The 22,207-nt window shown below is 70.5% G+C and carries 14 protein-coding genes and 1 pseudogene; 7 read left to right on the forward strand and 8 right to left on the reverse strand.

Going from position 1 to position 22,207, the window contains the following annotated elements; all coding sequences use genetic code 11:
- Positions 1 to 14: 14 nt before the first annotated feature.
- Both SAVERM_RS40015 and SAVERM_RS13230 read right to left on the reverse strand, forming a co-directional pair.
- Positions 15 to 1,796 (reverse strand): WXG100 family type VII secretion target, encoded by a 1,782-nt coding sequence (locus tag SAVERM_RS40015; RefSeq protein WP_078234461.1) that lies wholly within the window; start codon positions 1,794 to 1,796, stop codon positions 15 to 17.
- A gap of 2 nt (positions 1,797 to 1,798) precedes the next feature.
- The gene (locus SAVERM_RS13230) at positions 1,799 to 2,242 is read right to left on the reverse strand and encodes a hypothetical protein (protein WP_037652030.1); all 444 of its coding nucleotides are present in this window, start codon (positions 2,240 to 2,242) and stop codon (positions 1,799 to 1,801) included.
- 459 nt (positions 2,243 to 2,701) lie between these two features.
- Between SAVERM_RS13230 and SAVERM_RS13235 the strand changes: the two genes are divergently transcribed.
- Genes SAVERM_RS13235 through SAVERM_RS42320 form a run of 3 tightly spaced genes read left to right on the forward strand, consistent with a single transcriptional unit; the run spans position 2,702 to position 6,164 of the window.
- Positions 2,702 to 3,154: a hypothetical protein gene (locus SAVERM_RS13235; protein WP_010983973.1), complete on the forward strand. Its 453-nt coding sequence runs from the start codon at positions 2,702 to 2,704 to the stop codon at positions 3,152 to 3,154.
- Positions 3,155 to 3,158: 4 nt separating this feature from the next.
- Positions 3,159 to 5,459: a DUF6571 family protein gene (locus SAVERM_RS13240; protein ID WP_010983974.1), complete on the forward strand. Its 2,301-nt coding sequence runs from the start codon at positions 3,159 to 3,161 to the stop codon at positions 5,457 to 5,459.
- A 39-nt stretch (positions 5,460 to 5,498) separates the two neighbouring features.
- Positions 5,499 to 6,164, forward strand: a complete 666-nt coding sequence (locus tag SAVERM_RS42320; RefSeq protein WP_137951656.1) for a hypothetical protein — start codon at positions 5,499 to 5,501, stop codon at positions 6,162 to 6,164.
- 441 nt (positions 6,165 to 6,605) lie between these two features.
- On the opposite strand, the gene SAVERM_RS13245 is transcribed toward SAVERM_RS42320, so the two are convergent.
- The 3 genes from SAVERM_RS13245 to eccB are packed head-to-tail and all read right to left on the reverse strand — an operon-like array spanning position 6,606 to position 10,042.
- The gene (locus SAVERM_RS13245; RefSeq protein WP_137865253.1) at positions 6,606 to 7,184 is read right to left on the reverse strand and encodes a hypothetical protein; all 579 of its coding nucleotides are present in this window, start codon (positions 7,182 to 7,184) and stop codon (positions 6,606 to 6,608) included.
- Between the two features lie 5 nt (positions 7,185 to 7,189).
- On the reverse strand, positions 7,190 to 8,473 hold the full coding sequence (mycP, locus tag SAVERM_RS13250; protein WP_042494373.1) for a type VII secretion-associated serine protease mycosin: 1,284 nt from the start codon (positions 8,471 to 8,473) through the stop codon (positions 7,190 to 7,192).
- A 45-nt stretch (positions 8,474 to 8,518) separates the two neighbouring features.
- Positions 8,519 to 10,042 (reverse strand): type VII secretion protein EccB, encoded by a 1,524-nt coding sequence (gene eccB / locus SAVERM_RS13255; RefSeq protein ID WP_010983977.1) that lies wholly within the window; start codon positions 10,040 to 10,042, stop codon positions 8,519 to 8,521.
- Between the two features lie 229 nt (positions 10,043 to 10,271).
- Here eccB and eccE point away from each other — a divergent pair, with 229 nt between their 5' ends.
- The 4 genes and pseudogenes from eccE to SAVERM_RS46040 all read left to right on the forward strand — a co-directional run bounded on the left by eccE (position 10,272) and on the right by SAVERM_RS46040 (position 16,432).
- Entirely contained in the window at positions 10,272 to 11,606 is a 1,335-nt protein-coding gene (gene eccE, locus SAVERM_RS13260; RefSeq protein ID WP_078234460.1) for a type VII secretion protein EccE, read from the forward strand.
- Positions 11,606 to 12,409: a hypothetical protein gene (locus SAVERM_RS13265; protein ID WP_010983979.1), complete on the forward strand. Its 804-nt coding sequence runs from the start codon at positions 11,606 to 11,608 to the stop codon at positions 12,407 to 12,409. Before eccE ends, SAVERM_RS13265 begins: the two co-directional genes overlap by 1 nt.
- Positions 12,410 to 12,806: 397 nt before the next feature.
- Positions 12,807 to 12,935, forward strand: a pseudogene (locus SAVERM_RS45925) (SCO5717 family growth-regulating ATPase); the annotation flags it as partial.
- Between the two features lie 1,064 nt (positions 12,936 to 13,999).
- Positions 14,000 to 16,432, forward strand: a complete 2,433-nt coding sequence (locus SAVERM_RS46040; protein ID WP_010983980.1) for a MinD/ParA family ATP-binding protein — start codon at positions 14,000 to 14,002, stop codon at positions 16,430 to 16,432.
- A 75-nt stretch (positions 16,433 to 16,507) separates the two neighbouring features.
- Here SAVERM_RS46040 and SAVERM_RS13275 read toward each other — a convergent pair whose 3' ends face one another.
- From SAVERM_RS13275 to SAVERM_RS41505, 3 genes are all read right to left on the reverse strand, one after another.
- Positions 16,508 to 17,302, reverse strand: a complete 795-nt coding sequence (locus SAVERM_RS13275) for a DUF2785 domain-containing protein (RefSeq protein WP_010983981.1) — start codon at positions 17,300 to 17,302, stop codon at positions 16,508 to 16,510.
- Positions 17,303 to 17,375: 73 nt separating this feature from the next.
- Positions 17,376 to 18,329, reverse strand: coding sequence for a bifunctional riboflavin kinase/FAD synthetase (locus tag SAVERM_RS13280; protein ID WP_010983982.1), 954 nt, complete (start codon positions 18,327 to 18,329; stop codon positions 17,376 to 17,378).
- Positions 18,330 to 18,477: 148 nt separating this feature from the next.
- A complete protein-coding gene (locus SAVERM_RS41505; protein WP_010983983.1) occupies positions 18,478 to 22,077 on the reverse strand; it encodes a trypsin-like peptidase domain-containing protein in 3,600 nt (1,199 codons plus the stop codon).
- Positions 22,078 to 22,207: the final 130 nt, after the last annotated feature.

A 22,207-nucleotide genomic window follows, 5' to 3' on the forward strand; every position in this document is an offset into this window, starting at 1 on the left:
GTCCTCGTTCGCGTTCAGCTGATGGTCGGCGGCACATCGCGTCGCGGCCGAGTGGGCAGATGCGTCTCTTCGTCTTCAACCAAGTACTCGGGGCGCTTCGGTCCCCCGGTGCTCTGCCCATCACTGGACTTCGCCTGGCCGCCAGGCCCACGCACAAGACCGACACCTCCGCGCGTCATGCCGCTGCGCTCGGCTCCGGCAACAGAGTTGCGTGCGGAGGGCCTGCCGGTGACAGCCTCCGACGTTCCCGCACCTCCACGAGAGGCGGTCGCACTCGAACCCGGCCTGGCAGTGGGCTCGGGCGCTCCGAAGACTCCACGCTGGCCGGGTCGGCCATTCGCAGCGGTCCGGGAGTTGGCCGTTTCCTCGGCTCCGATGACCGTGCCACGAGGAATTCTCGGCCCGCCCTTCCCCGAAGCGCCGCCAGCAGTCGTGGGTCGCCCCCCGACCACGCCGTTCGAACGGCCGGCACCAGTGGTCGGGCCACCGGCGCCCCGTGGCATTGCCTCGCCACCGACCCGCGGGGTGCCACCGGTGACACCTCTGCCCATCGAGGACGACTTCGCCCCGGAAGCAGTGCTCTTGGCAGCCGACTGTCCAGTCGCCGTGGGGCGGCCCATCTGGTTCATGGGCCCTCTCCCCCCAGACCGCCCCGTGCCCTGGTTGCTCAAACCGGACGCACCGGCCCGGCCCTGAGCGGACGCGGGGGGCCGGACACCACCGGCTCCACCGCCCCTGCCTGACGTGCCGTTGGGAACCGGGGTCCCGTAGCCGCCGTCGAACGCGCTGGTCGGGCCGCCACCTGTGCCCGGGGCAGCTGTGACTGGTGGGGTGTGACCGGTCCCGGGTGCGGTTACGGGTGGCGGCAACGTGCCGACGCTGTCGATGTTCGTACGGGCAGGATCATCGGGAGGCGGAGTCCTCCCGGTAGCGTCATAGGAAGGCGTAGGTGTATCGATTGAAGGCGTAGGCGTATCGATTGCGGCGCGTGAGCCAGCATGGCCCGCTGCCCCGGCCGTCGCGTGATGGTTCACGCCGGCGGTCGATCCGTCCGAGGCCGCCCCTCCCGAACCATGCACTTGCGCATATGAGGTGGGCGCAGGTACACCCACGTCAGGCATGGCCTTGAATGTCGGCGCCTCCGAGTTCAAGGCAACCAGCGCCTCGTGCGACACCGAGTAGTACGACGACAACCGATTCATCTGGTTGATCGCTTCTTGCCGGTCCTTCTCCACCCGGACGGCAGTGGCGTACTCCTCGTTACTTTCGACCTGCTTGGCCTTCGGGAGCTGCTCGGGTCGCGTCGCATGCGGTCGCTGATCGCGAGGTGGCATGGCACTGCGTACGTTCGCCAGGCCCACAGCGACGGCGGTGATCTGATCGCCCGCCCCGCCGGCGAAGTCACTCAGTTTCTGCGTGCTGGCGACGAGCGAACGGCTCCACGTACGGAAGGCATCGCCCGACTCTCCGACCCAGTGGACGTTCTCGATGTGGCCGTCGAGTTCCTTGGCTGCCGCCTTAATGGCGTCCCGCGCGTCCCACAGGGCGAACCCTGAGGACTCCAGGTCCTCCGGGTTCGTCTGCTCGACCAGGTCGAGCATCTGGTTGAGGTCGTGCAGCTCGAAGTTCGTACGGCCGTGCATGGCCTGCCCGAACGGGGTGGCGTCGACCGCCGAGCGCACCAAGTTGTTGAAGAGCCCACCTCGTGGCCGCTCCTCAACCCCCCGAGCGAAGTCCGTGATGGAGTTCTGACTGGCGACTCGGTCCAGGTCGGCCTTGTGCTGCTTGTCGGTCATTGTCATCCCTTCAAGCTGGTGCCGTCGCCGGAGTGCTCGCTGCCCTTCGCGCCCCGAATCTCCTTGATCTCAGTCTGGATCGCCCAGAACCGCCGACGCTGCTCCTCTTCGAGGTTGTCGAAGCCCCGATGCGCGCCCTGAACGGCGATACCGATCGCCTCGATCTGCAGGTGCAGGGTCCTGGAGAGGGAAGTGAGCTTCTCGTGGACCGCGTTGTACTGCGCGTACAGGTCGTCCGCCTCAGGAAAGGCACCCTGCTTGCCGCTGTTCAGCGACGCGGGCCGGATCGTCTGGGCACCGACCCGCTTCGGGTTGCCCGCCGACGCCTCGAGCTCGCTGAGGACCGTGTCCACCCGCTTCATGAACGTGGACAACGCCTCACCACTGACCTCCAGGTTCGCCGCCCTGGTAGCCGACACGCCCCCCACCATGTCTGCCGGAAGCACGACACTCCTCCCCGTTTTCCCCGTATGACCGTCGTGCGCACTGCCGTTCGGCCCTCGATACGATCGCAAAGCGAGCCGCGCCACACAACGCTTTTACCACTGTAGTCACTGTGCGCATCCAGTCCAACAGAGCCGCGTGTTAGCTCAGTTACGGGGCCGCTTCAGACATCACTCTTCGGCCGATCTGCCGGTTTGCCGCAAATGGTCGTGGAAGCCTCGGCGGCAGCCGTGGTACGGCCCTACCTTCCCGGGGGCGACCGTTGATGCTGCCGCCGCGACCCCCTTGGCTACCTTCAACAAATTTCCACACGTGATCGACGGCGGCTCCACGGCAACTACCCCTGTACACGGGCGGAGTTGCTAGCGTGCTTCGGACTACCCGCCGAAGCACGCTGACGTCTCAGGGTTCGGTGGGGACAGCAGGCAGGCATTGATCACCACGGGGGAAGGGTCCTGCAAGTGGCATGGGACGAGTGGGAACAGCTCAAGAGCGAGGCGCAACAGCGTCAGCAGGGCACCACGCACATGCAGCTCAACCAGCTTCCGGTCGATCCTGGCGGCGGTAGCACTCAGGGTGACCTCAAAGTCAGCCAGAAGGACCTCGCCGCGATCGGCGACGCGGCATACGAGTTGAATCAGGCGTTCGAGCACTTCAGCGACCTCGCCCGAATGAGCTCGATCGCGGCGGGGGATGGCTTGAAAGGCGAGGGTTATGCGATCGGTTCGGCGCTGGATCACGTAGCGGAGCGCTGGGTGGACCAGGTCCGGTCGCTTCTGGACGCCACGGCCCACATCTCCAACCACCTGGACTACACCAAGGGCGCGCACGCCGGCGACGAGGTCTATATCGCCGGCACTCTCAGCAGCATCGCCACGCTCGACCAGGGTTTCGACGAGCGGAAGGGCAGCTGAACCAGTGGATCTCGACTCGCTCCGGCAGGGCAACTTCCATCAGCTCGGTGAAGCGATCACCGACTGGCAGAACATGACGAAGCACCTCAAGACTCTCGCCGAGGACGCTGACAAGAACCTCAAGGGCAAGGCACACAAAGCCAACTGGGCCGGCATGAACGCCACCGTCACTCGCGAGTTCATCGACAAGACGGCCGGCGAGTTCTCCGACGCCCATACGCAGGCCGACACGGTCACCAAGATCCTCAGCGATACCCGGGGCGAGCTCATCGACTACCGCACCCAGGTCAATGACGCCATCGATCGAGGGCTGAAGAAGAACCTGACCGTGATGGACATGGGCGACGGCTCCTTCGTGGTCACCAGGTCCACCCGCCCCGACTGGGCTTCCGATCCAAGTGGTCAGAACGACACAACGAGCCAGAAGGACGCGGACGATCTCCGCGACGAGATCCAGCGCATTCTCGACAAGGCCACGGAGAGCGACTCCACTGCCGCCAAGGCGCTGCGTCTCATCGCCGACCAGGCCAAGTACGGCTTCTCCGACGCCAGCTACGCAGACCGGGACTCCGCAGCGAAGGCCCTCGCGGACGCCGACAAGATGGCCAAGATCCTCGCGAAGAACCCGCATGACGTGACGAACACGGAGCTCGCGTCCCTCAACTCCACCCTGGCCAAGTACAAGGGCGATCCGCTCTTCGCCGAGGAGTTCGCCACAAGCGTCGGCCCCAAGAAACTTCTCACCTTCTATGCCGGGATCGCGGACCCCTATCAGGCCCAGTACGACCCCGAACGCGGCAAGCAGGCAAAACAGCTCCAGAAGAACCTCGGAATCACCATCGGTCAGGCGACGCTCTCCGACAGCGATGCAATGCAGGGCTGGGAGAAAAAGATGATCAAGTTGGGTCCCGGCCAACTCGACATCGACGACGCGAGCAACCCGACCGGCTATGCCGCCATGAGCAACCTGATGCGCTTCGGTGACTACGACGACCAGTTCCTCAACAACTACGGCAACAAGCTCTTCGCATACGACAAACAGGTCAACGGTGAGGCCATCAGCCTCTGGGTGAACAACGCCAACCAGGGCGACCTCAACTACTGGGGCTACAAGAACGATCGCGGCCGCGACCCGGTGACGGGCTTCCTGGAGGCTTTGGGGCACAACCCGGACGCGTCGACCCAGTTCTTCGCGCAGCCCGACGGCGCAGGTGCCACCGTCAACAAGGGCTCCGAGGTCAACGACCATCTGAAGTACCTGACCCAGGAGCGCGTCTGGGCGTCCGACGTGACCCTCGAGGGCAAGCACGGCTACGTCGCTGGACGCGACTCTCTCGGCCATGCCCTGGAATCCGCGACGACAGGCTACGCCTACGACGCCAAACCGATGACAGAGAAGGATCCGATGATCCCTGGCAGCGGTGACCGCCGCACCGCAGCCACGGCCGGGGTAATGGAGGAGGTCGCGTACCTCTACGGCAGCGAAGACGGTCCCAAGATGCTGCGCGGCCAGCCGGAATTGGCAGACAGTTTGGGCAAGATGGCCGGCGCGTACATCGACGACATTGACTACAGCCTGTCTGGTGTCGGAGAAAGCGCGAAGGACGCCGACACCTTCCCTGCCAAATACCAAGGGCGGGCGGACTTCACCAACGCAGGCGCAATCAACTTCCTGAGCGTACTCGGGCAGGATGAGAACTCCCACCGCGCCGTCACCGCAGCGCAGCACCTGTATACGCTCAGCCAACTCGACGCCCACCCATCCACCAGCGATGCCAACATCGAGCATGCCCACGACGCCCTGGTTACCGGATCCCAAGTTCGGGGCATTCTGGATAATTCCCGCGTCGAGCAGGCCCAGACCGACTACGGCGAAGGCTCGGAGGAGAGCAATAAATCGCTGGGCCGTTCCGCCGACTGGATCAAACTGGGGGCCGGTGCGGTCGTCGCGGGGGGTGTCGCCGCCATCCCCCTCCCCGGGACGAGTGCCGCGGCACTCGTGGTCGCACCGCTGGCAGCGGACACCGTGGGCGAGGCGGTGAACACCTTCATCGGCCAGCAGATCGACAAGGGTGTGGACGACGCAGAAGCGGATCCCGCCGAGAAATCGCAGTTGACCAGCAGCCAGTTCTATGGCAAGGGCGCCAATCAGCTCGGTGCCGCTTACCAGTCCTACATTGAAGACAGTTCAAAAGCTGCCGACGTCGCTGGCAAGGAGGATTGGAAGGATGACATCAACAACGCTTACTACGGGACGGGATCACACGAGAACGAGTATCGCGGGCGTGCTTCGTACAAGGATTGAACTGTGCAACTGACAAGCGAACGACGACAGAGTCCGGCAATGCTGCTCACGGCACTGGGCCCAGCCGTCTGCTGCATCGCACTGATTCTCGGCCTCTCTGCGTGCAGTGGTGGCAACGGTGACAAGAAGGAGCGGAGCCTGACTGCCGCCGAGGTCTGCGACTCCACGTTGGACTCCTCCGCGATCGCGGGGCTAAAACGCATGGGGGACACTCAGAAGTTCACTGAACTTCCCGGAACAGACGACTCGGGGGAACCCAACAAGTTCTCACTGAAACGGGCCGCAAGCACTATTCATGATGACATGACGCAGCGAAACCAGTGCGTTGTCTACAAGACAGGAGATACGACTGGGCATCCCTTGATCGATGTGGACTTCTCTGCTGTCAAGTATCACCCGAACTCAGAGAAACCCACTGCGGATGCAAGTGCAGAGCTGACCATCTACCCAATCGGCGTATACGCGGCGACGCACGGAAACGCAAGCGCTTCACTCTACTTCAAATGCCCCACAAAGGACCCAGAGGGAACGAAACCGTACATCCAGGCAAGTGTGCACAGCACCGCTGATCAGGTGTCCGCCAAGGCCACCGCCAAGGACAGCATGGACATCCTCAACTCCGTCTCGCGGAGCATGGCGAAGCAGCTGGGCTGCGCATCCCAGGCCGACCTTCCCGCCAACGTCCCGCTGCCCGAGCAGAGTTGATGGGGACAGGATTGAATGGGCGAGGGGCACTGCCGAGCACCCGAGGTCTGCCCGGTCGCTCACGCTGTTCGCTAGCCGGTGACCAGACGTTGCATCCGGGAGCGCGGCGGTCTTCAGCCCCTGGCGACGCACTGACTGCTTTGCCTGAAGGCATACTGTCTGCGGGGACCTGGTTGAACGTGCCCCCGGAGGAACAGGCGAGTTTCATGAACTCACCGTCAGGCACCCTCGCGCACGCCGTTCTTCTCCACCTGCTTCGCACGTTGGACAGCGAAGGGGTAGCGGTCTTCGGCGAGAGCCGTGAAGGCCAGAGCTGTGGCGAGGAAGGAGCGGTGGACGCGCGGGATCGGATGCTCGGAGTCGTCGTCGGCACGGGAGCTCTTCCTGTGAGAGACGGTTGCGGGGGGTGGGACGGGGCGGACGGTCGGCCGGCGAAAAGCGTCAGCACTCCCCCTCATCCACCGTCGCCGCAAGTTCGTACTCGGGAATGGTCACCGTGCCCTCGCCGCCCGCGACGCCCGGTGGCGTGTAGCCGCCGTCCTTCGACTCCGTGCGCTTGACGTGCATGCAGAAGGCGGCCTTCGCGCCGTCGGCCTTGATCGTGTAGTCCGCGTCCTTGGCCGTGTTCGTGTCGGCGGGGAAAGCGTCGACCCCGGACTGCGGGGCGTCGCCGCCGCCATGCTGGACGACCTCGTCCTCGATCATGGACTTGATGTCGTTGCCGACGGAGTCGATCTCGAAATAGGAACGCGCGTCCAAGGCGGTGGTGGCCCCCTGGACCGCCTTCGTCAACTCGCTGTCGCTCCACGACACGTCGTCCGAGACGGCCAGGAGCTGAAAGCCCTGAAAGGCCATGATGCCGGCCAGGACGAAGAAGACGGCACGCCCCGCGACGAAAGCGGAGGACGGGAGTTCGTCCGCTGACGGGTTGAAGCCGTGGCGCCACGCGCGCACGCGGTCCGCCTTGACGCACCCGGCCGCGGCCATCACGACGGCGAGGGCGAAACAAATGGTCGTCATGGCCGTCATACGCCGCCCCCCACACGCCCCCGCCGTCTCCGCGCATCCCGTACCGCCACCGCGGAGCCCGTGAGTCCGAGGACCAGTACCGCCGCGCCGACCACCGCGTACGTGGCCAGGCGGGTGTTGCGTTCCTCCGCTGTTTCGCCGAAGTGGAGGGTGGGGACCGAGGGGGCTTTGGCCCGGGTCACGCCATTGACCGGCTTGGGGGACTCGACCGGGTGGGCCGCGTCGATGTCCGAGAGCGCCTTGACGGGGTCCACCACGCCCCAGCCGACCAGGCGGTCGTGTCCGGGGATGGAGCGTTCCGCGGTCTGTTCGATCTGGGCGACCACCTCTTGGGCCGTCCAGTTCGGGTACTTGGACTTCAGCAGCGCCGCGACGCCCGCCACGTAGGGGGCGGAGAAGCTTGTGCCGTTGTCGGAGCAGTGGCCGCCGCCGGGGACCGTGGAGATCATGTCGACGCCGGGGGCCGCGACACCGACGAAGTCGCCGGACTGGGAGAACGAGGCGCGTTCGTTGTTGCGGTCGGAGGCGGCCACCGCCAGGACGCCCTTGTACGACGCCGGGTAGGTGGCCTTGTCGTTGCCGCCCAGGCCGTCGTTGCCGGCCGAGGCGACGACCACGACCTTCTGGGTCAGGGCGTAGTCGACGGCCTCATGCAGCTTCGGGTCGGGTTCGACTGCGTTCGCCGTGTCCTGGGAGATGTTGATGACATCGGCGCCGGCGCCCACGGCGTAACGGATCGCGGTGGCGAGGGTGAGGGCCGTGCCGTCGCCCTCCGCGTTGTTCTGCTTGATCGGGATGATCGTGGCGTCCGGGGCCAGGCCCACGAATCCCGTGCCCTTGACGGAGCGGGCCGCGATGATGCCGGCCACGCGCGTGCCGTGGCCGACGGTGTCGGTGGTGCCGGACGCGTTTCCGCGGTCTATCTTCTCGCCCTTGGAGTTCTTGGCGGGGAGGCTGTTCTCCCCTTTGGACGCGTCCACGGCGTTACTGAGTTGGGGGTTCTTGACGTCGACCCCCGTGTCGATCACGGCCACTTGGACGCCTTTGCCGGTCGACAGGTCCCACAACTGGTCGAGATTCACGCGCTGCAGTGCCCAGGGCCGGCCCTCGTACTTCTTCGAGGGGAAGGTGCACTGGCCGGTCGTCGAGTCGGCGACCGCCGCGGGAGCGGCGGCCGGGAGCAGCACCGTGGTCGCCGCCAGGACGGCCGTTGTGGTTGCGGCCAGCGCCGCGCGGCGCGCGAACGTCCCGCGGAGGGTGGCTTCAGTGACGTACGGCATCGGCGTCGACATCATCAACTCTCCAGGCAGGTGTACGTACTTCACTCACGATCCCTGTGGCTGGCGCGCCGCGGACTCCGACAGTCGGGGGCCCGTCGGCAGGAAGGTCGACCAGGCGGTGGGGATCGGAGCCGCATCCGTATCCGCGTAACCGAGCCTGGTCTGGGCGATCTTGGCCTCCTTGAGTTCCTCTTCGCGCTGCTTGGCCGTGGTGCCGATGCCCTTGTCGTCGGTGGCGCTGTCGCTGTTGGACTGCAGGGCGTAGCGCAGGCCGGTGTCGGTGACCAGGAAGACCGGGCCCGCCGAGGTCTCGGTGCCCTGGAACTGGCGGTAGAGCTGCCCCGATCCGGGCGTCACGTATGCGCTGGAGGAGCCGGAGGGCAGCGAGGTGGGGAACTCGGTGCCGGCCCAGGTCGACAGAGTGGTGGCGCCGCCCTTGCCGTGGACCGAGCGCAGGACGTTGCACACGGTGTTGCGGCCGCTGGTGGCGCTCGTGGCGTTGTTCACCGTCTCCGGTGCGGCCTGCGGCCACTTCTCGCTCGCGGCGAAGGGCGCACCTTCGACGATGGCGCCGGGACTGACCTGCTGCGCCTCGCCGGTCTGGCCCACGGTGACCAGCTGGGGGCTGTTGAGGAGCAGGGTGGCGGTGAAGTCGGAGATGGGGGCGACGCGGCCGGGCAGGACCACGTAGGACTGCATCGTGGTGCCCTTGCGGGCCTTGATGATCATGCCGACCTTGTCGGCGGAGCGGAGGTCACCGGGGGCGTTCGCCGCCGCGCCCGGGATGCCCTTGACCGTGGGGATCGAGATCGGGTCGCGCTGGTGGAGCGTGTTCAGCCACTGCTGCGAGACGCGCTGCGGCTTGCGCCCCTGGGTGTCGAGCGCGTTCAGCAGGTTGTCGTCCGTGGAGTCCACGCGGTACGCGTTGCCCTGCGCGTCGACGATGTACGGCGTCTTGTTGTCGGGGCCGACGACGTACAGGAGTTCACCGCCGGCCAGCCGGTCGGCTCCGTCGGTCTTGCCGTAGTCGCGCTGGGCGAAGACGAAAGTGGCCTTCTGGATGGCGGTGCCGCCCTGGCCGGGACGTTCGCACACAGCCCAGCGCTTGGCGGCGCCGGCCTCCTTCGCCGACGGCAGGCGGTCGGGTGCGTAGGGGATGCCGATGGTGGGACCGTGCGGCAGCGTGTCGCTGTCGAGGACCTTCTCGTCGACGGTGATGACGGTGTCCTTGTCGGGCGCGAGGAGCAGCTTGGCCGAGGCCATGTTGAGGACCGGATGCAGTTGCGCCTTGCCGTCGGTCTCCAGGACCACGTACCGGGTGGTCGAGTCGCTGGCGACGATGACGTTCGCGTTCGGGGTCTTCCAGCCCTTGGGAGCCGTCGGGCTGAACATGCCGATGGCCCCGAACACGGCCAGGATGACGACGCCGATGATGACACCGGGCAGCACCGCGCGCAGCGGCTTCGGCGCCCCTTCCTCCGAGCCCGAGGGCGAGGGCTGCACGAAGGACGCCAGGACGCGGCGCTTCGCGAAGGTGTAGGCGTTGAGTTCGTCCCGCCGTGATGCCATCTGTTGTCCGCTCTCTCCCCGTGCGGCGCTGCGGGGCGCTGTCGTAGCGGTTCCCCCGGCCCTGTGCTGCCCCGGTCCGCCGCCTCGGTTGCCCGCGCTGTCAGACCCGGCCCCTACTATGCCTGCTGTGGAACGGTACTTGCGGGGCGGGTAGGGTGCCTGGATCTTCAAGAGCCCTATGTGGTGCTGAAATTCCAGCGAGTTGTGAGCAAAACGGGGGGATGGAGTGATGGCTTCCGGAACGCGGACCCGGTCGCGTGACCGGGCGCAGGCGCGGGGCTCTTCAGCGCCCCGTCCAGGGGCGGCACAGCAACCGTCCGCGCCGGGGCCGCGGCCGCAGGCGTCGGGCGCGCTCCATCTCAGAACGCGTCAGGGACAGTCCGGGGCGTTCCGGCTGCAACGGATCGTTCTGTTGGAAATCGCGGCCGCTGTTCTTCTCGCCGGCTGGGTGATCGATCCGCTGGCGCTGGTGCCGGCAGCCGTCGTCGCCGTCGTACTCGTACTGCTCGCCTTCGTGCGCCGCCGGGGCCGCTCCCTGCCCGAATGGCTGGGTACGGCACGGGCGTTGAAGGCGCGGCAGCGGCGGGCAGCGAGTACGCCGATACCACCGGGTACGGAGCCGGGCCTCGCACCCGCGGTGGAGTGCGACCCGAGTCTGCGGACGTATGCGTACGGCGGACGGGACCGACGGCCGGTCGGGATCATCGGGGACGGGACGTTCGTCACCGCTGTGTTGCAGGTGGAGGCCGACGCGACGGCGCTGCGTGCCGAGCGCAGTCGGCAGCCCCTGCCACTCGGACTGGTGCGGGACGCCCTTGAAGTGGACGGGATCCGCCTGGAGTCCGCGCAGATCGTTCTGCACACGCAGCCCGCGCCCGCACTGCACCTGCCGCAGCAGTCCGTGGCCGTCACCAACTACGCGCCGCTGCAGGCGCAGACGGGCGCACCTGCCGTGCGCATCACCTGGATCGCGCTGAAGCTCGACCCGGAGCTGTGCCCGGAGGCCGTGTCCGCGCGCGGTGGCGGACTCGTGGGGGCGCAGAAGTGCGTCGTGCGCGCCGCCGACCACCTCACGAGCCGTCTGACGGGAGCGGGATTCCGTACAACCGTGCTCAACGAGGAGGAGTTGACCGCCGCCATCGCCACCTCGGCCTGCGCCAACCCGCTGGTGACGGCGGGGGCGGGGCGGACCGAGGCGAGGGAGCGGCGGACCGAGGAGTCGGGGCGCAGCTGGCGTTGCGACAACCGCAGGCACACGACGTACTGGGTCCGCCGCTGGCCCCTGGTGGGCGGCGACGGACGGTCGCTGCCCCAACTCGTCGCCCTGCTCACGGCCGTACCCGCGCTCGCCACCACGTTCAGTCTCACGCTGGCGCACGGCGAGCGGGGCGAGGTGTCGCTGTGCGGGCATCTGCGGGTGACCGGGCGCAGTGACGACGAACTGGTCGCGGCGCGGCGGGCGCTGGAGGAGGCCGCACGACGGGGCGGCGCCGGGCTCGCCCGCCTCGACCGGCAGCAACTGCCCGGCGTGCTCGCCACTCTGCCTCTCGGGGGTGCTCGCTGATGGCCATGACCACGGCATCGACACCGGGAGCGCGGGCGTACGGCGCCCCGGGGAACGCCGATGGCCCGGGCGAGCCCTCGGTCGCCGAGCGGCTGCGCGGACGGGCGCGCAGCGGGTTCGGGCTGATCGGGCCCCGGCACGGGCGGCACTCGCTGTCCGTGGAGCAGGTGGACTCGCTCGCGCTGCCCATCGGGGACGACGGGGTCGTCGTCGGGGTGGACGCGGAGGGGCAGCCCGCCGTGCTCGGGCTCAATCGGCCCACTCCGTACGACGTCGTCCTGATCGGTGGCCTGTGGACCGCGCAGGTGCTTGCTCTGCGGGCTGCGGCGACCGGGGCGCGGGTCGCCGTGGAGACCGGGCGGGCACCGGCCTGGATGCAGTTGGTGCATGCCATGGGCGGCGGACAGAACGGGATGTCCGTGTACGACGTGGGGCGGGTGCCGCCGCAGGGTGCCTCGGCGGGCAACCCGGTGCTGGTGGTGCGTGACTGCGGTATGCGGCCGCCGCGGGGGCGGGTCGTCTCCGGGCCCTGGCAGGCGGTGCTGACGCTGCTGCCGTATCTCAGTCCGGTGGCGCCGCGGCTCATGCGGCAGGCGCGGCTCGTCGGGGTCCAGCGGGTCTCGCCCGACGAGGCCGCGGAGATAGGCCGCACGGTGGCACTGCCCCGGGGCGACATGGACTCGCTGCCGACCCTGCCCGACGGTGTCACGCTCTGGTGTGCCGATCGCGACCGGCAGTATGTGATGACCCAGCCGACCGACGCCGAGACCGGATTGTTGGGTATGCCCCGCAGGATGGACTGATCGGGCGGAACTCGATCGGATTGGGTTGCTTGAGGCCGGTTCGCGGCTTCTTGCGTCCGATTACGTCCAGTTGACGCCTAGTTGTTCACTCCTTGTTAGCCATCATCGTCCTGGTTTGTCCATTCTCCACGGGACTGGGGCCGTCACTTCCGGGCAGGCTGTGACGTAGCGGGTTGGCGTGGAGGGGCGGACGGCCCTGCCGTGGGGGCGCTTGTGGTGATTAGGCTGGGACCGGGCGCCACACCGAAACCCGTGGCGGACCGCCGGCACCTCAGGGGGAGCCGGGCGGTTTCGGATCCGTCGGTCGACTTCGGGCAACGGGATCGGACGACTTCGTACGAACAAGAGCGGTCGCCTCAGCGCGGCATGAGGGTGCTCGACCACACCAGGAGGAATTGTGAACAGCGATCGGGACGGGATCCGCGGGGGCTGGGCTTCACCCGACGATGACCAGTCCGACGCCGAGTCTGCCATCGAGATGACGGGCGAGTTCACCATCGACTACGCAGCTCCTGCCTGGTACACGCAGAACGCGTCGGGAGGCGCGACGACGGATCCGGTCGATACCGACACCCCGGGTGCGCCGGTCGCGCCTGCTGCACCGGTCGGGCCGGCCGCGCCGGTCGCGCCTGCCGCACCGGCCTTCCCGGCCGGGGGTCCGAGCGGTGGTGTGGCGGCTCCCGTTCCGGCCGTGCCGCCGGGTCCGCCCGTGGCCGCGGGTCCGCCCGCGCCGCCGGTCGGTCCGCCCGTGGACCTGCCGCATCCGGCGCCCGAAGAGGGGTTTCCCGTGTGGACTCCGCCGACCGTCGCGGCCGAAACGGCCGCCGGTGACGGGGAGCTCGAGAGCGGCGCGACGGTGCGGTTCTCCCCTGCCGCGCTCAAGCGTGAGTTCGAGGAACTCGCCGCCGCGGGCAAGGCCGTTGAGGAGTTCGGTGCGGGGGCGAGTGCGGGTCCGGGGTCTGCTCCCGGTACCGGTTCCGCCGGTGGCGACTTCGAGTTGAGCGCGCCCACGGCTCCGGGGGGCGGCCAGGGAGCCGAGGGCTCCGGCGCCACGGCCGGCGTTGACGCCGACGCCGACGCCGACGCCGACGGGAACGACCGTGCACACGGCTCGGCCGAGCCCGTTTCGACGGGCGGTACGACGACCGGCGCCGGCGATGCGGGCACCGTTCCTGAGGGCGCGGACGCCGGTGTGGGCGCAGGCGGTGACGAGAGTGCAGGAGGCAGCGGCGAGGCCGGGCAGTCCGGCGTTGCCGCGCCGTCCGCGGAGGGGGCCTCGGACACCGCCTCCGTCGACACCACGTCCGAGGACGCGAACACACCACAGGCTGAGGCCGCGGCCTCGGACGCGGAGACGGAGACCGAGACGGAGACGGAGACGGAGACGGAGACGGAGACGGAGACGGACACATCGTCTGCGGACGCCGCATCCCGGGGCGCCACGTTCCCAGGACTCCACCGAGCAAGGCCCTGCCCCGGAGGCGCAGAACGCGCAGGCCTCCCCGGCTGCCTCGGACTCCGCCGACGTCCCGGATTCTGCAAACGCATCGGCCGCATCTGCCGCTCCGACTCCGGCCGCTCCGGCGAACGGTGGCGAGGCAGACCCCGCCGCCCCTGCCCCGACCGCCTCCAACGACGTACCGGCCCCGCAGTCCTGGACCCCGCCGCCGGCTCCGCCGAGCGCGCTTCCGCCGTTGCCGCCCGCCTATCAGCCGGCCGCGCCCGCACCGGCGGCCCAGTGGCCCGCGTCTCCGCAGCCGGGCGAGCCGACGAGCCCCGAGGCCGCAGCCCCCGCTCCCGTCCAAGGCCAGCCGCAGCCGCAGCCGCAGCCCCAGCCGGCGGCCGCGCAGGGCGAGCCGGCCACGGCGCCCCGGGAGCCGCAGCCGCAGCCCCCGTTCCAGCCGCAGGCACCGCAGCCGGCACCCGCGGCCTGGAACCAGCCTGCGCCGCCCGCACCCACGGATCCCGTGCCCCCGCCGGCGCCCCACGCCCCGGGCCCGGGTCACCGGCGCCCCGGCGGCACCGCAGGCGGGCTACGGCTTCCCGCAGCCCGGAGTTCCGACTCCCCCGGCGCCCGACTCCCGTGTCAAGCAGGATGGTTACGGGTTCCCGCAGGCCGGTGCCCAGGGCGTTCCGCAAGCCGGCCCCCCGGCCGGCCCCATCTCACCCGCAGCCCAAGCGGCCCCCGCACCTCCCGCGGCTCCCAGCGCCCCCACCCCTCAGCCCGGCTACGGCTTCCCGCAGCCCGGCGGACCCGTTCCGCCCCAGAGCGGCTACGGCTTCCCGCAGCAGGGCGCTCCCGCTCCGGGCCCGGCCGCCCCACAGGACCAACCGCCCGCCCCCCAGGCCGGCTACGGCTTCCCGCAGCCGCCGGCCCCGGCCGCAGGTCCTGATGCGCACAACCCGCCCACCCCGCAGCCCGGCTACGGCTTCCCGCAGCAGGGCCAGCCGCCCGCCCCACAAGCCGGCTACGGCTTCCCGCAGCCCCCCGCGCAGCACGCCCAGGCCCAGCCCGGGCAGCCGCAGGGTCCCGCGGTCCCGCCCGCCGCCCCCGCCCCTCATCCCGGCCCGCAGCCCAGCGGCTACGGCTTCCCCCAGGCCACCCCAACGCCGCCCGCTCCGCCCGCCCAACAGGCGCCGCAGGCACAGCCGTCTCAGCCGCAGCCGCAGCCCCAGCCCCAACCCCCCGTCGACCCTCGCACCGGTGCCGCCTGGCCGCAGCCCGTGCAGCACGACCAGCGGCAGCCCACCAACCCCGGTGTCGCGCCCCTCGGTTACACCGCCGCGGTGGAGCTGTCCTCCGACCGGCTGCTCAACAACAAGAAGCAGAAGGCGAAGAGCGGCCGGCCGGGCGCGGGCGGTGGTCTGTTCAAGCTCGGAGCGAAGAAGGAAGAGGCCGAGCGGCAGCGGAAGCTGGAGCTGATCCGCACGCCGGTGCTGTCGTGCTACCGGATCGCCGTCATCAGCCTCAAGGGCGGTGTCGGCAAGACGACCACGACCACCGCGCTCGGCGCCACGCTCGCCACCGAGCGGCAGGACAAGATCCTCGCGATCGACGCGAACCCGGACGCCGGTACGCTCGGCCGCCGCGTGCGCCGCGAGACCGGGGCCACCATCCGCGACCTCGTCCAGGCGATCCCGTACCTCAACTCGTACATGGACATCCGGCGGTTCACCTCGCAGGCGCCCTCCGGCCTGGAGATCATCGCCAACGACGTCGACCCGGCCGTCTCCACGACGTTCAACGACGAGGACTACCGGCGCGCGATCGACGTGCTGGGCAAGCAGTACCCGATCATCCTGACCGACTCGGGTACGGGTCTGCTCTACAGCGCGATGCGCGGGGTGCTCGACCTCGCCGACCAGCTCATCATCATCTCGACGCCGTCCGTCGACGGTGCGAGCAGTGCCAGTACGACGCTGGACTGGCTGTCCGCGCACGGATACGCGGATCTGGTCTCGCGGTCCATCACCGTCATCTCCGGGGTGCGCGAGACCGGCAAGACGATCAAGGTGGAGGACATCGTCGGCCACTTCGAGACACGGTGCCGTGGTGTCGTCGTCGTGCCGTTCGACGAGCACCTGGCCGCCGGTGCCGAGGTCGACCTCGACATGATGCGGCCGAAGGTGCGGGAGGCGTACTTCAACCTCTCCGTGATGGTCGCCGAGGACATGGCGCGCCACCAGCAGTCACATGGGCTGTGGACCTCGGACGGCAACCCGCCCCCGGTCGCGGCACCGCCGATGCCGGGCCAGCCGCTGCCCGGTCAGCCGATGCCGGGGCAGCCGGCTCCGGGACAGCCCGTCCCCGGGCCGCCGTACCCGCAGCAGGGGCAGCAGCCGTACCCGCAGTACCCCGGCTACCCGCAGCAGCCGGGTCAGGCACAGCCCCAGCCGCAACCGCAGGGCCAGCCACAACCGCAGCCGCACCCGGGACAGCCCTACCCGCCGGCCCAGCAGCAGCCCTACCCGCCGAACCCGAACCAGGGCCAGGCTCCCGGGCAGGCCCCGCCTCAGCAGTAGTCCGCGGCCAGTCCGCCCGAACCGCCGAGGACACCGGCCGCTTCCTGCGTCGTACGACGGAGGGGGCGGCCGGTGTCATGCGCTGTACGGCGCGACGATCGCAAGTGTCCCCGCGAGAGCGTCGAGGGCACTCGTCCGATGGGTGACCGTACGGATCCCGGCGCCCGTGTCCTTGGTGCGAAAACCCCGGTCCGTCAGGACATAGAGCATGCGCAACGTGCGCATGGTGTTGGACGCCCAGGCCGGGACCGGCCCCGGCTCTCCCGTGCGGAAGGCCTCGGAGACGGGGTCGAGCCACCGCGCCGACTGCGCGGCGGTGAGTCCGGGGTGGCTCAGGATCTGCGCCAGGGCGTGGGCCAGTCGGTCGTCCTCCTGCGCGTCGAAGAGGTGACCGGTGGGGGTGAGCAGCCGTGCGACCGCCAACTCCAGGAGCGGCACGGGGTCTTGTCCCGGGTGGTGGGAAACGGCTGCCAGCAGGTCGGCGCCGTGGGCGACGGCGTGCAGCCAGCCGAGGGCGGGGTCATGGCCGCGCAGGTCCGTCTCGGCCGGATACCAGTCGGCGAAGGCGCTCCACCACCGCGGCCGCCAGGCGCCCGCTTCCACGATCCGGGCCAGGACCAGCGGCGCGAAGGCGCGGGCCTGGACGGCGGGGTCGGTGAAGCTCGCGGCCATGCGGTCGCCCAGCCGGAGCCGGTCCGCCGCGTCGAGGACCGGTATCCAGCGTGCGGCCCTGACGTAGGCCTGTTCGTCGCGCACCACGGGATCGGGTGAGCGAAGGTCCTCGACGAGCGTGTCGAGGGCCTCGGTACGGGCCGCCCCCGACAGCGTGCCGATGTCACCGACGTAGGTGCGGGAAGCAGAGGTGTCCATGGGCGGAGGCTATGCCGCCCCCGCCCCGCCGAACCCTCGAACGAACGGAGATCCGCTCCGAACGTAAGGAGAGCTACTCCCCGTCGTACGCCGCGATCAGCTCCCGGCACCGCTTGACGTCCACCGCCATGGTTTCCAGGAGCGCGTCGATGGAGTCGAACTTGGCCTGGCCGCGGACGAACGCGAGGAAGTCGACGGCGACGTGCAGGCCGTACAGGTCGAGGCCGACGCGGTCGATGGCGTACGCCTCCACCGTCCGCTCCGTCCCGTCGAACTGCGGGTTCGTGCCGACGGAGATCGCGGCCGGCATCGCCTCGTCCCCGACGTGCAGCCACCCGGCGTAGACGCCGTCGGCGGGGATCGCGGTGTGCGGCAGCGTCTCGACGTTGGCCGTCGGGAAGCCCAGCTCACGGCCGCGCTGGGCGCCGCGTACGACGACGCCCTCGACGCGGTGCGGGCGCCCGAGGATCTCGCGCGCGCCCTCCACGTCGCCCTCGGCGATCAGCCGCCGGGTCAGCGTCGAGGAGAAGGGCGTGCCGCCGCCTGCCTCACCGGTCACGTACAGATCCACCAGCTCGACCTCGAAGTCGTACGTCTTCCCCTGCTCGGCCAGGAACTCCACGTTCCCGGCGGCCTTGTGGCCGAAGCGGAAGTTCGGGCCCTCGACCACGGCCCTGGCGTGCAGTTTGTCGACCAGCACCTTGACCACGAACTCGGCGGGCGAGAGCCGCGAGAACTCGGTGGTGAAGGGAAGGATCAGCAGCGCGTCGACGCCCAGCTCCGCCATCAGTTCGGCACGGCGGTGGTGCGGGGCGAGCAGCGGCGGGTGGCTGCCGGGCCGCACGACCTCGCTGGGGTGCGGGTCGAAGGTCACCACGACGGAGGGAACGCCCAGCTCACGGGCGCGTTCCACGGCATGCCGGATGATCAGCTGGTGTCCGCGGTGGACTCCGTCGTAGGACCCGATGGTGACGACGCTGCGCCCCCAGTCCTGGGGGATGTCCTCCAAGCCACGCCAGCGCTGCACTGTGACCGCTCCTCGTCGAACCTGTGTCCGTGTCTGCCTCATACGCAGGTCTAAGGGTGCCATGCCGCGTCCGTTCGGCCCGCATCGGCATGGGGGCTGTGACGGGCGGCACGTAGCGTCACCGGCCGTCACGGGGGTTTCGCGCCGGTCAGGCCGGGACGCGGACGACGCCCGCCAGGTTCTCGATCATGCGGCGGGTGCTCGGTCCGACCACCGCGGCCCATGCCTCGGGCTCCCTGGTCAGCCAGCGGGCCACGAGGGGTGCGAAGCCCGGTACCCGGCGGCCCAGTTCTACCAGGGCCTGGTCGAAACGGGTCGCGCCGTCGGGAGTGCGTACGAGCAGCAGACCGGCCCGGCGCACCAGCTCACGGGTGTGCTGCTCGCCGCTGTGCCGCGCTCCGTCGGCGGCGGCGCACAGCAGGGCGACGAGCACGGCGGGATCGCGTTCACGCCCGAGAAGCAGCCCGAGCAGCTCGTGCCGCAGCGGACCGGACTCCGCACCGCCGGGCGCGGCGAGAACGGTCGTGAGCGCGACCCGCACCTCGGGGGGACCGCCGTCCAGCAGGCCGCCGACCAGCGGAAGGAGTACGGCCCGGGAGGCGAGGCCCTGCTCCAGGCGCCGCTCGACGTACGCGGCGACGTGGTCGGCCGTCTCCGGGCGCAGCTCCACGACCTCGCGGACCAGGGTGGCGACCCGGCGGGCGAGGGCGGGCGTGGTGACGTCGGCGAGCGTACGCAGCACTTCGCCGACGTCGGGTCCCGGTCGTCGGAGCCGGGCCTGGAAGGCCTCGAGCACCGGCTCCGGGTGGGAGGCGAGGGCGGTGGCCAGCGCGCTCGCCGGCACCTGCGGGTCACCCTCGCCGAAGCGTGCCAGGGCCTGCGGGAGGTGCCGGGAGCGGGTGCGCGGATCGCGCACGAGAAGCGCGAGGGCGCCGCCGTGCAGGGTGCAGTCGGCGGGGCGGGCGAGCAGGGCGAGCGCGGCGTAGCGCAGCAGTTCCCGGCCGTCCTCGGTGCGCACGTGCGGAGCGGCACGCAGCCCGTAGGCCACGGCCGCCACCCGGCGCGCGGGGCGCTCGTCGTGGGCCCACCGGTCGACGGCCCGGCACACCGCCGACGGCTCCTCCTCGGCGAGTACGGCGAGCAGCTCGTCCCCGCGCCGGTGCGCGCTGTCGGCCAGCGCCTCGGTCAGGTCGTCCAGGGCGCGGCGCCGGTGCGTGTGCAGCAGCGCCTGGGCGGCGGTGGCCACGGTCGCGTCCGGGGTCGCGGGCAGCGGGCGGTCGTCGTCGAACCAGCGGGTGAGGTGGGGGTGTACGGCGGCGGGGTCGGCGGCGAGGAGCCCGGAGACGGCGTCCAGATAGCGGGGGCCTTCGGCCGGGCCGCCCGGCGCCTCGTCCGCGACGACGAGCTGTCGCAGCAGGTCGAACCGCTCGGTGTCCCCCACCGGCACGCTCTCCCAGAACGAGGGCCCGAACTCCTCCGGCACACACCGCCCTTGGGCCCGCCACTCGATGATCCGCGCGGCGAGGTGCCGCAGGACGGGGAGGTACGGCGTCGCGTCGGGCACGTGCAGCAGAACGTCCGCGAGGAGCCGCACGGGCCACCAGGCGGGGTGGTCCGACGGAGTGGGGTGTGACGGAGTGGGGTGCGACGAAGTGGGGTGCAACAGAGTGGGGCCCAGCGGACCGGGGTTCGTCGGGACGGGGGTTCTCGCGGCGAGGGTCCTCGTAGCGGGGGGCCTCGTGGCGGGGGGCCTCGTGGCGGCAGTCGGCGCGGCGAGGCTCTGGGCGTTGCCGGCCCCGGGATCGGGGCGCTGCGGCAGCAGTGCGCCCGCGGCGTCGGCCAGGTCCTCCAGACGGAGGGCGAGTTCGGCGGGGCCCTGCTGGCGAGCGAGGAGGAGCAGGGCCTGGACGATGGGGCCGGTGCGGTGGCGGGGGACGGGGGGAGTGCTGGGCGGCGTGTCACGGTCGCGGTGGACGAGTGCGTGCAGCGCGGCCTCCAGGTCCAGATGCATGCCCTGGATCCAGTCGGCGAGTTCCTCGTGGGCGAAGCGGTAGCCGTTGCCCGCGGGCACGAGGAGGCCCTCGGTGAGAACCGCGGTGGCCCAGCCGGTGATGCCGTCGAAGGGCCGTCCCGGCACGGGCCCCCACGGGAACACGGCCTCGAACGACTCGCGGTCCAGCTCTCCCTGCCCGGCCCCCAGACAGCGGCGCGCGGCCGCGTGGACCTGCCCTGACACCCGGGCGGCGAGGCGCCGCACCGCCGTGCCGCGCAGCCCGTCGGCCGCCGCGAGCCGGACCGCGATGCGCAAGCACATCAGATCCAGGTAGGAGGAGAACACCTCGTCGCGACCGAGCCGCCCGAACCACGCACCGGAGCCATCGGTTCCGCCCAAATCACCCGAGCCACCTGACCCACGTGAATCACCTGAGCCACCCGACGCACGTGAATCACCCGAGCCACGTGCATCGCGCGCGCCACGCGAGCCACCACAACCCTCTGAATCACCCGAGCCACCAGGGGCCGTCCCGGCGGTCCACTCGGGCAGCCGGTGCGCGAGAGCCGACGGCATCTCCTCGGGCCCGTCCAGCAGGAGCAGCAACGGGCGCCCCGCTTCCCGCGCGACACGGGCCAGCCGCTCCGGACGGACGTCGCCGAGCACCCCGTCCGCGTGGCGGGCTCCGCCGTCCACGCCGCCCACGCCGTCCGCCGCCGCCACGATCCGCGCCGCTCGCTCCAGCGCCCGTGCCGCGGCATCGGCCACGGACGTGTCGGTGGCCAGCAGATCCGCACCGCGCAGCCACAGGGTGGGCGCCGGTTCAGGCGCCCGGGTGCGCCGGGCGGCCAGGGACGCCAATTCGGTCGTACGGCCGCTGCCCGGGGCTCCGACGAGCCCGAGGACGGCGGCCGGACCGTCGGCGAATGCCGCGAACTCCCCTACGATTCGGGCGCGTTCCACCGGAGCGAGGGCCTCGTGTGCTCGGGAGGGCCCGTCCGAGCCGACCGTAGTGGCGGCCAGCTCCAGCACTCCCGCCGGATTCAGATCGGCCCGGTAGGCCGGGACGGTCGCCGCGTTACGGGCGAGCAGCTCGTCCAGCGGTCCGGCGGCGCACCCGGTGCCCCGCAGCGGCACGGCGAAGCCCGCCGCCCGGTGCTCGGTGTGCAGGGCCGTGCCGAGGACGGCCACCACCGCGCCGGTCTCCGCGTCGAGCACCGGCCCGCCGGCCGCTCCGCCGCCGAGACGCAGCGCGTCGACGCCCGCCGTGCCGATCGCCAACTCCATTGCGCCGTCGAGGAGATGGCAGCGGTCCGTCGCCGTGTACGTCACGGCGGTCGTGCCGAGCACCCGCGCCTCGCGCCAGCCGCCCGCGACGAGCCGCACATACGAGCCGACCCCGACGCGGTCCCGCACGATGACGGGGAGCGGCGCCAGGGCGAGGCCCTCCGTGCGTACGATCGCCAGGCCCAGGTCGGGCAACGGGGTGACCGCGCCGGCCGTCACCACGCAGCTGCGGTCGCCCGGCGCGTGCAGGACCAGCCGGGACAGGCCGTCGACCGCCTCGTGGCTGGTGAGTACCGTGCCGTGGTGGTCGGCGGCGAAGCCCGTGCCCCGCGGCCGCCCGGCCGGATCACAGAACCGCACCAGCGCGGCAGCCGTCGCGTCCTGCCCTTCCCGGCCGGCCGGCGCGCCCTCCGCCGCGTCTCGCCCTCCCCGGCCGTCGTCCCGTGTCCGACGGCCCCGTTCCGCCATACTCGAACCTCCCCGCCGTGCGCCTGACTTCGACGTTAGGCGCGGGGTGATCAGCGGGAAAGATCGCGCATCGAACGCGCCCCCTTCCGCTCCGTCGGTTCACTCCGAGCGCCTGCCCGAAGGGGTGAAT

Source organism: Streptomyces avermitilis MA-4680 = NBRC 14893 (assembly GCF_000009765.2).
GTDB lineage: Bacteria > Actinomycetota > Actinomycetes > Streptomycetales > Streptomycetaceae > Streptomyces > Streptomyces avermitilis.